General features: G+C 59.3%; 16 protein-coding genes, 1 tRNA gene and 1 pseudogene. 7 read left to right on the forward strand and 11 right to left on the reverse strand.

Annotated elements, in window-relative coordinates:
* From WH91_RS25460 to WH91_RS13725, 4 genes and pseudogenes are all read right to left on the reverse strand, one after another.
* Positions 1-630, reverse strand: a pseudogene (locus WH91_RS25460) (IS3 family transposase); the annotation flags it as partial.
* Between the two features lie 487 nt (positions 631-1117).
* Complete coding sequence (locus WH91_RS13715; protein ID WP_074797268.1) at positions 1118-1801, reverse strand: Crp/Fnr family transcriptional regulator; 684 nt, start codon at positions 1799-1801, stop codon at positions 1118-1120.
* A 222-nt stretch (positions 1802-2023) separates the two neighbouring features.
* On the reverse strand, positions 2024-2494 hold the full coding sequence (locus WH91_RS13720) for an Hsp20/alpha crystallin family protein (protein WP_046171585.1): 471 nt from the start codon (positions 2492-2494) through the stop codon (positions 2024-2026).
* Positions 2495-2574: 80 nt separating this feature from the next.
* Positions 2575-3222 (reverse strand): BON domain-containing protein, encoded by a 648-nt coding sequence (locus tag WH91_RS13725; protein WP_046171586.1) that lies wholly within the window; start codon positions 3220-3222, stop codon positions 2575-2577.
* A gap of 183 nt (positions 3223-3405) precedes the next feature.
* On the opposite strand from WH91_RS13725, the gene WH91_RS24685 reads away from it, so the two are divergent.
* On the forward strand, positions 3406-3576 hold the full coding sequence (locus tag WH91_RS24685) for a hypothetical protein (protein WP_158409570.1): 171 nt from the start codon (positions 3406-3408) through the stop codon (positions 3574-3576).
* Between the two features lie 18 nt (positions 3577-3594).
* Positions 3595-4680 (forward strand): sensor histidine kinase, encoded by a 1086-nt coding sequence (locus WH91_RS13730; RefSeq protein ID WP_046171587.1) that lies wholly within the window; start codon positions 3595-3597, stop codon positions 4678-4680.
* Positions 4681-4682: 2 nt separating this feature from the next.
* Here the strand turns inward: WH91_RS13730 and WH91_RS25465 are convergent, their stop codons facing one another.
* Positions 4683-4820: a hypothetical protein gene (locus WH91_RS25465; RefSeq protein ID WP_248305821.1), complete on the reverse strand. Its 138-nt coding sequence runs from the start codon at positions 4818-4820 to the stop codon at positions 4683-4685.
* A gap of 46 nt (positions 4821-4866) precedes the next feature.
* Positions 4867-5382: a hypothetical protein gene (locus tag WH91_RS24690; RefSeq protein WP_248305822.1), complete on the reverse strand. Its 516-nt coding sequence runs from the start codon at positions 5380-5382 to the stop codon at positions 4867-4869.
* On the opposite strand from WH91_RS24690, the gene WH91_RS25470 reads away from it, so the two are divergent.
* Positions 5263-5664 (forward strand): hypothetical protein, encoded by a 402-nt coding sequence (locus WH91_RS25470; RefSeq protein WP_046171589.1) that lies wholly within the window; start codon positions 5263-5265, stop codon positions 5662-5664. The genes WH91_RS24690 and WH91_RS25470 overlap by 120 nt on opposite strands.
* 132 nt (positions 5665-5796) lie before the next feature.
* Here the strand turns inward: WH91_RS25470 and WH91_RS22690 are convergent, their stop codons facing one another.
* From WH91_RS22690 to WH91_RS13760, 4 genes are read right to left on the reverse strand one after another with little or no spacing between them, the layout of a single operon-like run.
* Positions 5797-6180: a hypothetical protein gene (locus WH91_RS22690; protein WP_143078022.1), complete on the reverse strand. Its 384-nt coding sequence runs from the start codon at positions 6178-6180 to the stop codon at positions 5797-5799.
* Between the two features lie 32 nt (positions 6181-6212).
* Entirely contained in the window at positions 6213-6863 is a 651-nt protein-coding gene (locus tag WH91_RS13750) for a BON domain-containing protein (protein WP_046171686.1), read from the reverse strand.
* Between the two features lie 29 nt (positions 6864-6892).
* A complete protein-coding gene (locus tag WH91_RS22695) occupies positions 6893-7753 on the reverse strand; it encodes a universal stress protein (protein ID WP_052952843.1) in 861 nt (286 codons plus the stop codon).
* A 1-nt stretch (position 7754) separates the two neighbouring features.
* Positions 7755-8390: a hypothetical protein gene (locus WH91_RS13760; protein ID WP_046171590.1), complete on the reverse strand. Its 636-nt coding sequence runs from the start codon at positions 8388-8390 to the stop codon at positions 7755-7757.
* A 137-nt stretch (positions 8391-8527) separates the two neighbouring features.
* On the opposite strand from WH91_RS13760, the gene WH91_RS13765 reads away from it, so the two are divergent.
* Entirely contained in the window at positions 8528-10111 is a 1584-nt protein-coding gene (locus WH91_RS13765; protein WP_046171591.1) for an MBL fold metallo-hydrolase, read from the forward strand.
* Between the two features lie 437 nt (positions 10112-10548).
* Positions 10549-10622: transfer RNA gene (locus WH91_RS13770), tRNA-Cys, on the forward strand.
* An 89-nt stretch (positions 10623-10711) separates the two neighbouring features.
* On the opposite strand, the gene WH91_RS24300 is transcribed toward WH91_RS13770, so the two are convergent.
* Positions 10712-10906: a hypothetical protein gene (locus WH91_RS24300; protein WP_143078021.1), complete on the reverse strand. Its 195-nt coding sequence runs from the start codon at positions 10904-10906 to the stop codon at positions 10712-10714.
* Positions 10907-11133: 227 nt separating this feature from the next.
* On the opposite strand from WH91_RS24300, the gene WH91_RS13775 reads away from it, so the two are divergent.
* Complete coding sequence (locus WH91_RS13775; RefSeq protein WP_046171592.1) at positions 11134-11790, forward strand: protein-L-isoaspartate O-methyltransferase family protein; 657 nt, start codon at positions 11134-11136, stop codon at positions 11788-11790.
* 133 nt (positions 11791-11923) lie between these two features.
* Entirely contained in the window at positions 11924-13303 is a 1380-nt protein-coding gene (locus tag WH91_RS13780) for a TolC family outer membrane protein (protein WP_046171593.1), read from the forward strand.
* Positions 13304-13413 lie beyond the last annotated feature (110 nt).

The raw sequence follows: 13413 nt of genomic DNA on the forward strand, positions 1-13413 counted from the left end.
GGAATGCTCGCTGTCGGTGGTGCGCTTGAAGCGGCGCTTCTGGCGCGCCACCAAGCCATTCTCGTGCATCAGTCTGGCGGTGCGGCGACGCCCGACGGCATGCGCCTCATCCTGCAACTCCCGCGTCGTGCGCGGGCTCCCATAAGTGCCATTCGAGAGTTTGAACGCCGATCGAACATGGGCGAGTAGAACCATGTCCTGACGCTGCCTGGAACAGGCCGGTCGATCCTTCCAGGCGTCGATCCTTCCAGGCATGGAACCCGCTCGGGCTGACGCCAAGCACTTTGCACATGCGGTTGATGGGGAACTCTGCCTTCTTCGCATCGATGAACGAGAACCTCATCGACTTCCCTCCTTGGCGAAAAAAGCGGCGGCGCGCTTGAGAAGCTCGCGTTCTTGCCGAAGAATTTCGTTCTCCCGGCGAAGCCGTTTCAGCGCGGCCAACACATCTTCCGAGCCGGGCTTGGCAGGCTCGTCGATCAAACGGTCCCGACTGCGACCAACCCAGCGCACAAGCGTCGAAAGCCCGATCCCCAAATCGTCGGCAACCTCGCGCTGCGTGCGCCCACTGGCCTGCACCAGACGAACAGCTTCGGCTTCAAATTCTCTCGTAAATCGTCTCTTTTGCATCGGGAAGTTCCTCGTCCTTCATTGGGAACTCTCCACCTTTCCAAAGCAAGTCCACTGTTGCTCGACGCTGGCGATCTCGTCGCTGCCGACGCGAGAGTAATAGGCGACGTCTCACCGACCGCCATGGAAGCAGCTCTGACCGATGAGTCCGAGGTGGTCGCCAAGCAGAGCCAACCTCTAGATGGGCAGACGCCAACCGAGAGTTGACCGCGGCAGGTGCCATCGGACTGGCGGCGGTCGATGGCGAGCGGGGGATGGTTTTCATCGCTCTTACCGGCCTCTACGATCCTGCGCGACTTTCAGGCCAAGGCAGCGATCGCTAAATGCAGGAGCGCAGGTATCCGCGTCATCATGATAACAGGTGACTATCCAGAGACTGCGACGACGATTGCCGGGGCGCTGGGTGTAACGCGGCGCCATAATGTGACCTCGCAGGTGATTGAAATTTCAATGACTTACCGTGCCGATCGGCACCCAAACCACACGCCTATTTATAGCCAGAGTTTATAGCGGAGGTTGTGGAAGAAGGAGGGCGCCCGGAAAGAACAGCCAGATCGCTGCCCGTCAACCCGGAAATGCTCATCAGTCGAATGTGGTTGAGCACTTCGAAATGGCTGGCGTCGATGATACGGATGACGCCTTGAGCGGCCAAATAGTGCACGTGCCGACTGATTGTTTCGATAGTGGTGCCGAGGTAGCTGGCCATATCCCTCCGCGTCAGCACCGAAACTGAAACGCGCTTATGCAATTCGACCGACATGTGTTCGAGCAGTTGCTCGCGCCGATCCAATGTTACCAAAAGATATGTCGAGACGCGCTCAAGCGTACTTTGGGCCGTGAGTAGCATGGAGCGCTCATACGCTCTTGCGAGATCATTGAAACCGCGCAGCATGATTTCGTGTTCCAGCTCTGGATGACGCTGCAGAACCGCCTCGAACCCGTGCCGGTCCATCACGCAAAGTACGAGATCGGAAGCTGCCTCGTAGCTGAAACTAGTGCGGTCAGCAAAGAGGCGTCCAAAGAACTCGCCGGGGTAGACCAAACCCACGATCTGCTCGCGACCGTCGCGCATACTCTTGGTGACACGGACTACCCCCCGCAGAACCGTCGCGACGAACGAAGCCTCCGCATCGTCCCCAAGTACGGTTCCGCCGGAAGGCACGGTTTTCACATGGGATATCTTGGACAGTTCGGTATGACCCAAGATATTTGTAGTAGCGCAAAGCGTTGTGGACTTCACGGGACAGTCTGAGCAAAGCGTATTCACGTTCTCGAGCAATGTCGCTGACACGTGGCACTCCTTAACGCTAGGAGAGCAGCCAAGGGCTGGCGGTCCTGAGTTCCCTTCTACCGGACATTCCGGTCGGCGCATGACGCTGCGCTCTAGATTGGCTTAGGAGGTGATCGGAACTGTCCGCGTCGGCATCACCAGCTCAGCCGACTTAGGTGCCCTTATGGAAAGCACCCCATTATTTGATTCTGCGGTAACTCTATCGGTGTCGACAGGCACAGGCAACGTAAATGACTGAGAAAACGCGCCGAACGCCCGATTTGAGAAGTAGTGATCATCGCCCTCCGTTCTAACTTTAGAGCGTTTCTGCCCAGAGACAACTATTGAATTAGCGGTCGAGGAAACGGAAACGTCATTCAACATGACACCAGCGAGTTCGATATTGATCAAAATCTCGGTTTGCGAATCGAGAACTTCGTGCGCAGGCAAAAACTCGAAGCTTCCTTCACTCGAAATTGGGCTTGGCAAAGCCCGCGCAATGTCATTGAGCAGCATTTCAATCTGTTCTCGAAGTGGGGCGAATGTGAGGACATTTGAAGATCCGTTGACGGTGAACGGTGCGCTGCGAGCCATAATATTCGTGCCTTCTCTAAGATTGCTTCCGTCGCTGATGGGTGACGGTCGACAACGGATCATCGACCGTCAGATCAGGCTCAAGCGATTCCGAGGTGGTCGACGACGGAGGAAACGCCGGGTGTCGCCCAGGCAGCATCTTCAACGAGACGGCGCTCGGACCAGGCCTTGACTTTGCCTTCGAGGGTGACCTTGCTGCCTATTACGTTGACGCGGATGCCGCTGGCTTCGAGCTCGGCATTGCGTTTGAGCGAATCCTCGATGCGCTTTTTGACGTTATCGGGCGTGGCGCGAGCGCGAATTTGGATCATGTTGCTCACGCCCAGCACGCCATGCAGGCCCCGAACTGCGTGTTCAGCTGAATTCTTCTCGAAGTTCCAGTCGACGGTGCCGGTGAGTGTGACCCAGCCCCGCTGAACCTTGACCTGAAGGTTTTCGTCAGGAACCACGACGTTCCATTTCATGGATTCCACAGCACGTCTGGCTATCTCGTCGTCTGCATTCCCATTGGTGCCGGCAAAACGGACTTCGAGCTCTTCCGCAATGCCCCTCACGCCCTTGATGCGGCTGACCACACGTTCGACGGTGGATTTTTGGGGGTAATTCGCAACATGGCCGGTGATGGTCACGATGCCGTTCTCGACGGCCACGCCGACATCATTGGCGTCGATGCCGGGGGTGAAGTCGAGTTCGTCCAGAATATCTTGGCGTAGCTTGGTGTCGTTCATCGCTGTCTCCTTTGTCGGGCGCAACGTCCGCCGTTTCGCCTTGACCGCATTGAACGCCTCGCTGTGCTTTCCATTATTGATGCAGGTCAAATCCCGCACGGCGCGTCGCAGTACATTTGGACACCGGACAATCCAACTCGCCGCATGCCCGGTCTATTGGTTGATACCCATGGAGGGCCGAGCATGATCAAGGATATTGTCGTGCATCTGACAGGCTCGGAAAAGGACCAAGTCAGCCTCGGTTTTGCCGAGGCGACCAGCGAGCGCTTCAAAGGGCTCGATAGTCTCTGTCACAGGCTTGATCCCCGTCAATGCTTGCACCCAGGCGCACTCTACAGTGTTCCCAATCCCTGATTGGCGGGGCCGTCGAACATGACGAACGATCGCATGCACAAGAGGGAGGTATCCGTTGGTGTTCTCGCCAGAGCCTCCATGCCGTTTCAGGATTTTCTCGACGCGATACCGGCTGGCGCCGTCGCCGTTGACGGGCAGGGGGAAATTGCGGCGCTCAACGAGGAACTGCTTGACCAGTTCGGCTATCGCGCCGACGAATTGCTGGGTGAGCGCATCGAGCTTCTTATCCCCAGCCCGCTGCGAGGCGACCACATCGGCCACCGGTCACGGTTGGTTGAGAACCATCACGCCCGCGTCATGGGCGCCGGAGAAATTCTCCATGGTCAGCGAAAGGATGGTTCGATCTTCCCCGTGGAGGTGGGTCTGCGCGCCCTGCCGTTCGAAGGCGACTTCGTGCTGGCGATCGTCTCGGACCGAAGCGATCAGGCCCGTGCCGTGGCCTCCGAGGCCCATGAGGAGGTGCTTGCCCACGAACTGAAGCATCAGCAGGTCGTGGCCCGGGAGATGGGTCACAGAGTCAAGAATCTTCTGGCCACGGTCACTGCGTTGATTACGCTGAGCGCTCGTGGCGCGACATCTCCCAAGGCGATGGAGGAAAGCCTGAGAGGCAGGCTCATCGCGCTTTCCTCCGTGATCGACCTTTCCCTCCGTTCGCCTTCCGATCCGGCGGGTGGGACATTGTCCATCGAAGAGGTCCTGCGCGCCGTGCTGTCACCTTTCATGTGGACGAGTGTTGAGGCCGACAAGATTTCCCTGACCGGGCCTTGCCTTGTGGTCGGAGCACGACCCGCAGAGGTGTTGGCACTAGTGTTCCACGAACTGTCAACGAACGCGCTCAAGTACGGCTCCTTTCGCCATTCCGACGGCAGGGTCGATGTGACTTGGGAATTGATCGAGGATCAGGTGGTACTGACCTGGCAGGAACGGGCGATCCAGTTCGTGGCTGCTACCCCGTCGGTACCCGGGTTCGGCATGACCTTGATGAGGCGTCTTATCGAGATGGAGTTCCGGGGGCGGACGGAACGGCAAGTCACCGACCTGGGGTGGACGACGCGTATTACAGTCCCGCTTTCGGTCTTGGGTATTTCTCCTGCAAAACTGTGACGTCAGACCGCGCGGGCATTCCTGCGCGACAGCAGAGATTGAAGTTCGCCGAGTCTGCTCTCCAGCAGGCCCGAAGGGGCGCCGTACAGGCCCGTCTGCAGCTTGGCATTGAGCACCGCCCACATGATCGTCGCCTCCAACGAGTTCCCCGAAAAGTCCAAAGCGCGATCAAGGTGCGCCTTGCCGTCAGTCAGCGTGCCGGTTTTGTGGGTGCACAGGACTTCCATGGCGCCGAGATTTTCGATTGCCACCGAGCGTTTCACCAACACTCCGGCTTCGGCAAGCTTGCCTGCCGCTAGTGCCAAGGTAACCGTGACTACGGCCAGCAGCTGGGGGAAAAGGCCGACTGCAAGAGCCGCCCCAAACAGCAAGGAGTCGATCAGTGGCCGCCCTAGGAACACATTTGCTGCGAAGACCTCTGTCACGATGACCAACAACTGCGTCATCAGCGGGCCGAAGCGACGGACGCCCTTGGCAAAGCTGGTTCGGGCTCCTGCCGCGCAAGGGCCGTGGCGATGGCTCGATACTGGGTGTCATTGCCGGTTTGGATGACCAAGGCCAGCCCCGAAGCGCTCCGGATGGATGTTCCAATATGATGGAAGGATAACACGCACCGGTGAGGGCCGCTTCCTCGACATGCAGATCCTTGCATTCGATCACGATGGCATCGGCGGGTATGAGGTTGCTGCCGGCAAGGACTATGAGGTCGCCCGGCACCAGGCCAGCGGCGTCGACCTCGATCAGACTGCCGCCCCGCAGCGCCTAATGGCAAGACGCTGCTCCAAGGCCTGCACGGTGCGGGAGAGGTGGCTCGGGAGATGTGAACAGGGGGAGGAGTGGATTTTCTGCCTGACGGCGGCCAGTATGGCCGCGAACAGGAGAGACCATTTTCCGAGGGAGGAGAGCCGCCGATGCGGCGGTGTGCTTATTTTAGGCTTCTTGGTGTTGGCAAAGTCATGCCGCGGGCTTCCAATTCGCGCTTGATCGAAGTGGGTATCTCCCGACACCCGCAGTTCACGGAATGTTGGATATGCCAGTGGAGCCGCTCCTCGATCGACGCATCTCGGGCCAGCTTATGAGTCGCGTGCCATTCGCGGTTGATGGACATGGCCGCTCCTAGCTATGAACGCGTGTCGCGGTCTTGAAGAACTGCCGCGCAGCGACCACAAGTTCGCCATCGATCGGGTGATCAACAGCGGCCACCGGCCAGATCTTCTTGGCAACGGCCGGAAACTGCTCCCTGAGGTGGGCAATCAGATCGGTCTTGGCCCGACTCGGGCCCACGATAATGATGCCGCCGGCCAGGAGTAGCGCCTCGCCGATGGAATGCAGAAAGTCAGGGCTTGTGGGAGCCTGACCGTGCCGGCCATGACCGGGAGAGCGATGAGCATGGTCCTTCGCGCCCTGGTTGGACACGATGCCTTCATTGGTGGTGTCCATCCCGACGCCGAGGATGTTGGCTTCGGTATGATCGACCCAAACACAAAAATACTGCTTCATCTCGCCTCCGACGTTCATGCCCCATATTTTTTTCACGGAACCAGTATCTGGTTATCGACCGTCGACACGCCGGATACGGACCGGGCTACGGTTTCCGCGATCTCCCTCTCGTGCCATGAGTTCACGGAGCCGCTGAGCCGGACGCTGCTTCCCTGGGTCTTCACAATCACTTTTGCGGCGTCGAGTGGGGAAATCCGTGACAGTGCGTCCCGGACACGTTTCCTTACGGCGCCGACTTTAACCGGAGGTCTGATCTTGATCCGGTTCTGCAGCACTCTTATGCAGTCCAGCGCCATCATGTCACTCTCGATTGCGTCCAACTGATAGTGCCAGTCCACATCACCGCTGAGGGTCACGATCCCGTCTTCCAGCACGATATGAATTCGGTCGAGCGGCACGGATCGATTTGTCGAGAGTCGGACGGACACGCGATCCGCAATAGTTTCGTCCCCGGTGGTGCGATGGCCGGGCCAATCGACGGTTATCTCGTCGACGACGCCCCTCACTCCGTGAACGATTCCAGCGGCCGTGTCCGCCGCGCCCTTCTCTCCGAAGTTCTGGACGTGACCTGTCAGCACCACGACGCCGTCGCGAACCGCAACCCCGATGTGACTTGAGTTGATCGAGGGATCACAATCGAGCTGTTCCAGCACGTCTAGCTGCAGTTGATGGTCGGTCGGCATGGCGATCATCCTTCGGAAAGCGGCATGGTCTAGTGAGACATCAGTACGGGCAGACGAAGCCCGCGCAGGATCGTGCGTGTGGCGCCGCCCAGGACGAATTCCTGCAGTCTGTTGTGGCCGTAGGCGCCCATGACCAGCAGATCGGCGTCCAGGCTTGCTGCGACAGCCTGTAACGTGTCGCCGATGGGAGACTTTCCGCGCAGGCGAGTGATGTGTTTGGCCTTGATGCCATGGCGAGCGAAAAACTTGAGAATGCCGTCCGTATTCGAGACCGGCTTGTCGTCGTCCACGGTCAGCAGATGGACCGTGTCGGCTTGCTTCAGGATCGGGACAGCATCCCGGATGCTTCTGGCTGCCGCGCGCCCGCCATCCCACGCCACCAAAACGATAAGCGGGATGGCCCGCTGTTCGGCGACAGGTATCGCTGGCTCGGTTGCCGGAATGACCATGACCGCACCCCCTGTCTCGAAGATAAGTGCCTCAGTTTCCGCAAGCCTCTGTGGGTCGCTGGTATCGAGGATGCTGATCGTCAGGTCATGGCAGCGCGCAGCGGGAAACAGGTCGTCCGCGAATCCTTCTGGTCGGGAGCGGATCGTCTGTAATTCGATCGGCACGGCCAAGCGATCTGCGCGGTCCTGCATCCATTCCCGGATTTCTCTCACCCTGTCGCGGCTCCGGGCCTCGGCCTCGCCGGCCAGGCGCGATACGCCCAGGACTGCTTCGCCGACTGCGCTGTGTATAGGAGTAATGTCGACTTCTTGTACGACGGCGGTCACGCCAGCGCCGAATCTGGACGCCATGGCCAGGGCGCTCCCAAGTCCCAGTTTCGTCGTCGGATCGGGATAGGTGGCGACGGGCAAGAGGAAAAGAAGACGGGCGTTCTGTTCCATTTCAGACCCCGGCGCTCAATGGGGTGGCCGCCGGAATGCGATTGCTTTTCCTGGATGTCCATCGCCTGCTCATCATGATGGCCAAGGCACCGAAGCCGAAGACCAGCAGTACCAAAATCAGCAGCCAGCCGATGAAGGGCAGCATTCCGAATACCCGGGCCGCAGGGCCGAACGTGGGGGTCTCCCCATAGAAGCTGAAATCTCCCTCGACGGCCTGGTCGAGCATAAAATCCTTCGCGGTGACGAGTGCCGATCCGGCAACTGGCGTCGCCAGAATGACCGTGCCGCCTGCCAATCGAACATTGTCCGAAACCGGACTGGTCGAACGCACTGTCACGGTGTTTCCCCCGGCCGTGAGATCGCCCCAACGGCTGTCGTGGCTTGCACTGAAAAAGCCCGCAACATCGGCGCCGACATCTACGTTGAAGCCGGCAAGATGCGCGTCTCCCGAAAGGGCACCTGAGAGGGTAACTTCGTGGCCCACGGCAAACGTGTCCTGCTGAACAGGCGCGGCAACGGCAAAGACCTGCCCAGCGGCGAACTCGTCGCCGCCGAACGATGGCCTTGCTTCATCGGCCAGCGCCGGCAACAAACCGATCAAGATGCAAATCCATATCAGAGTGCCGAACGTTTTCATCGCAATGTTCCCTCGGGTCGCAGGGATTATGACGCATTGGAAGGATCCAGTTTTGATCCGTATCAACATACAGGTCGCGCTGTGCCCCTATTGTTCAGGCAAATCCACGTCCCGCATGTCGGAGCCTTAAGGATACCATGAACCCAGAACTACACTTTCACGGCGCCGCCCACGGTGTGACCGGGTCATGTTTTTTGATCAAGTTGGCTGGGAAACAGTTTCTGGTCGATTGCGGTCTGTTCCAGGGATCGAATTCCGAGCGTGAACTCAACGCTCAGGATTTCCCGTTCACCCCGTCGACGATCGATGCAGTCATCCTTACCCATGCCCACATTGACCACAGCGGCCTTCTGCCGAAATTGGTCAAGGATGGCTTTACCGGCCCAATCTACGCGACTAAGGCAACCATCGACCTCTGCTCCGTCATGTTGCCGGACTCCGGCTACATTCAAGAGGCCGAAGCTGATCGGCGAAGCCGCAGAGGCAAACGCAGCGGGCGCAGCGACGTCGTGCCCATCTACACGGCTGCGGATGCCACTGTGTGTCTGGTTCAGTTCCGCCCCATCGCATACGAGGAATGGCTGGAAGTCGTACTCGGTGCGCGTGCGCGTTTCTGGAATGCGGGCCACATGTTGGGCTCTGCCTCGATCGAACTGGAGCTGGGCGCGGGGCAGGGCAACATACGCATCCTTTTTTCAGGCGACATTGGACCGGCCGGCAAACTGCTGCAGCCCGATCCTTTAGCCCCAAGCGGCTTTGACTATGTCGTCTGCGAGTCTACGTATGGCGCCAAAGATAGGCCGGAGACGACATTGCAGGGACGTAGAGAGATTCTATGCGCGGAGGTCCTCGACGCCGTGCGACGGGGCGGCGCGCTGCTCATTCCCTCCTTCGCGGTCGAGCGCGCGCAAGAGGTCTTGGTGGATCTTTTTTGGCTGATCGAGCAGTCTCGACTGCCCGCTTTTCCCATTTACATAGACTCGCCGCTGGCCAGCAGAGCGACCGGCGTGTTCAAACGCCATGCAGATGAAATGGACGAGGGCGCGACGCTTGTCCGAGCGCTGACCTCCACCAACGTGAAGTTCACGCAAAGCGTCGAGGAGAGCATTGCGCTCGACGGCATAACAGGCTTCCATACGGTGATCGCGGCTAGTGGCATGTGCGATGCCGGCAGAATTCGTCACCGCCTGAAAAGCTGGCTCTGGCGGCCAGAAGCAACCGTACTCTTCGTCGGTTTCCAAGCCGCAGGTACGTTGGGCCGCGTGATCCTCGACGGTGCCCCTTCCGTTCGCATTCACGGCGAGGCCATAGCGGTCAAAGCTGCCATCCGCAGTATCGATCTCTATTCGGGACACGCGGACGGCCCGGAGTTGCTCGAGTGGATCAAACGCAGGCGGCCGGTCGCACAAGATGTCTTCCTCGTGCATGGTGAAGATGTGGGCATCGACGGGATGAAGGCGCGTCTCGTCGGAATTGGATTAAAGGGTGAGGTGGTCGCTCCACATTTGGACGATGCCTTCGCCCTGACGAAGTCGGGTGCCGTCGAAATTGCCGTATCCGGGATCAGAAGCGGACAACAGGCGAAGATCGGCAGGCGAGACGCCGACAACGACCTTTCGGAACTACTGCTGGATATTGGCGACGCGATAGACGCCGCAGCAGACGATAGATCCAGAGGTGTGATCGTGCGCCGATTGAGGCAGGCCTTATCCGAGAAGTGATTTGGTTGTTTCGATAAGGGCTCACGTGTCAGGGTTGCATTCAATCATACAAATGCGCGAAGTGCTATTACCGGCACGAATTAACATGACGCGACACTTGACACGCAAAACCTGCCGCCACACTGAAGTCTAAGTTCGCTTAATATGCGGTCTGGAACGCGTGACCACGCCATGGACTATGTGTCGGCAACTATCACGCGGTCGTTTCCAAAGGCTGCCTGACCGTTACCGGCCCCGTTTGCGCAAGTCTCGATGAGACAACAAATCTATGTCTGTGCGGGTGAGGGCGCACGCCGGGAGCATGAACCGGGGTACGAGGAGTGAACCGATTTCAGAAGATTGCTGTGCATCCACTCGTTGGCATTTCAGAAAATTGAGCTGACGCTGCTTGGGGTCTTGCATAAGCCCTTGGTGTCCAATAGTTACTGCGGACGTGAGGCCTCGTGGCGGAGTGGTGACGCAGCGGATTGCAAATCCGCGTACTCCGGTTCAATTCCGGACGAGGCCTCCAATAATCTCAAATCGTCAGAATGGCCTATCATTCCTGCCCGTGAAGCGCGCTCTTCGCCCGCAAATGGTGCCGTCGCTGCACGCTCGGCACTAGCCCTTGTACGCAGCGATCCGCTTCACCGCCGCCGGAACATTGCCCGGGTGTTGCATGGCGAGTGTGGCTAATGCGCAGGTTTCGCCCGGTAACAGTGGGACGACTTCGTCGGGTCGGGTCGGGTCGGGTCGGGTAGAGATGGTGGACATCCAGTTCGAGGCCGCGAGCACGCGGCTTGCTGCGGTGCGCATCGAATTCCTCCTCACCGTTTGGAGCAACGGACGCAGGGGGCAGGGTGGTTCGCGCGCCGGGGTCTGTAGTAAAGCGGGCGGTAGTGCCCGTTCTCAGCTTGCGCCGATATCGTGGCATGGCTGCCATGCCGCCCCAAATTGTCGCGGATGCCCGTCGCTACTTGTCATCACGGTGGCCGATCGATATTCACGTCCGGCATAGGGTTGGCGGGCAGGGCAGTTGCTTCATGGTCGATTTTGATCGCGCACGGCAGGTGATGGTTGATGGCCAGTTGCGTGCCGGCGGCGTTACCGATGAGCGCCTTCTGGCCCAGATGAGCCGCTTGCCGCGTGAACTTTTCGTGCCGGAACCGCGCCGCAATCTCGCCTATTTCGATGACCTGCATTGGCTGGGCGAGCCGGGTTCCCGGCGCTTCATGCCTGCACCGGCAACACTTGCCAAGCTGCTGAAGCTGGCCGAAGTCGCCGCGGGCGATGCCGTTCTCGATCTCGGCGCGGGCACTGGCTATGCCACCGCAATTCTCGCAGGCCTCGCCGCAACGGTGGTCGGCCTCGAGCAGGATGCCGCGCTTGCTGCCAGCGCCAACGCCAATCTGGCTACCTTGGGCATAGCCAATGCCAGCGTGGTCACCGGCACGGTAGATCAATTTGGGCCGGCCCGTTTCGACGTCATCATTGCGCAAGGTATGCTTGATAGTATCCCCGCAGCATTCTTCGATGTTTTGAAGGACGGTGGCAGCTTGGTGGCGCTGGTGCGCACTGGTCCCGTTGGTCTCGCGACGGTTTTTAGCAAGTCGGGTGGCCATGTTGCCGCGCGGCGAGAGTTCAATGCCTGGCTGCCGCCGCTGTTCGGCGCGCTGCGCCATGAGGAATTTATATTCTGATCTGCGAGTAGCCGGTGTTGCCCGTCGGGCACGGAGCTAGACAAATCGCACTTTAGAGTTCTGTGGGATTGCCGCGGCAGTTGTGTACCCCATGTGCCGGGCTTAGAGTTTTGGGGTTCCTTGGAGTCGGCCGATGGGTTTGCGCGTAAATTTGATCGTCAGTGCGCTGGCGCTTGGTCTGGCTGCCATCTCGGTTGGGGGCGTCCAGGCGCAGTCGATCACCCAGGCATTGACCATTGCCTACGACCACGCGCCTGAGCTGCAGGCTGCTTTGCTCGATGCCAAGTCATCTGCGGAAGACGTGGCGTTGGCCAATGCGGGAAAGAGGCCGACGATTGGCGCATCGGTGGGCGGCACCTATGCCTGGAGCGCCGGGCAGGCGGGCGTCGGCAATCCAAATGGCAATTTTTCGGATAGCGCCACCTATACGGCCGGGGTCTCCTATAGTCAGACCATTTTCGACAATTACAAGACCGATGCCCGGATTGAAGCCGCTCGCGCCGGCGCTGAAGCTGCTGAGCATCAGATTCGCAACACCGAGCAGAATGTTCTCCTGTCGGTGGTGCAGGCCTATATGTCTGTTTTAAGCGGGCGCCAGCTCGTTGCCTTGCGCCAGGAAAATACCAGCTTCTTCCAGGCCCAGCTCCAGTCGTCTCAGGATCGTCTGGAAGTAGGCGAGGGCACCCGCATCGACGTTGCCCAGGCCCAGGCGCGCCTCGCCCAAGGCGATGCCACTTATCGGGCCGCCTTGAGTTCACTTGAAATTAGCCAGGCCACCTTCCAGCGCTATGTCGGCGCGGCTCCGCAAAGTCTTAGCGCATCGCACAATTATGGCCGGCTCATCCCCAATAGCTTGCAGACGGCGATAGCCGAAGCTGAGGCTGGGCATCCGGCTATTCTGCTAGCCAAAGCTTCTATCCGTGCTGCTCAGGCCGGCAGCGACGCTGCGGATTCCGAGTTTGGACCCAACGCTTCGATTTCCGGCGATGTTGGTACCGGCATCAATTCGGTCAGCGGCTCAAGAGGAATCAGTGGCACTCTTGGCTTCAAGATAACCGTGCCAATCTATGCCGGTGGAGCCATCGGCGCCGGCGTTCGCAAAGCGAATATCGAGCAGATCAAGTCCGAAGTGAACGCTATGTCGGCCTATGACCAGGTCCGCGAAGCTGTCATTTCGGCCTGGGCCGGCATGCAGAGCGCCGATGCGCAAATTGCTGCCGCGACTGCTGGCGTTTCCGCTGGCACTACCGTACTCGACGGCGTCATCCAGGAACGTGACCTCGGCAGCCGCACTACGCTCGACGTGCTGAACTCTCAGGCTGAGTTGACCACGGCCCGCGAAGCGCTAATCAACGCATCGACCAATAAGGTGGTAGCGACTTTTTCTCTGCTGGCCGCCATCGGGCATCTTACCGCTCCCGATCTTGGCCTTGACGTCGAGGTCAAATCGGCGGTGCGCTACAATCAAGCCGTCGAAGATGTGTGGCAGGAGTTGCGCACCGTCGCCGAATAAAACGCTATCTGCCCGTCTTATTCCATCCCTTGTGGCCGGGTCATTCCCGGCCACAAGTTTTAGTGGAAGACGCTTGTGCGGCCTGTCCTATTTGTCGCCGCTACGGTTAA

Origin of the sequence: Devosia psychrophila, from assembly GCF_000971275.1 — a bacterium.
Taxonomy (GTDB): domain Bacteria; phylum Pseudomonadota; class Alphaproteobacteria; order Rhizobiales; family Devosiaceae; genus Devosia; species Devosia psychrophila.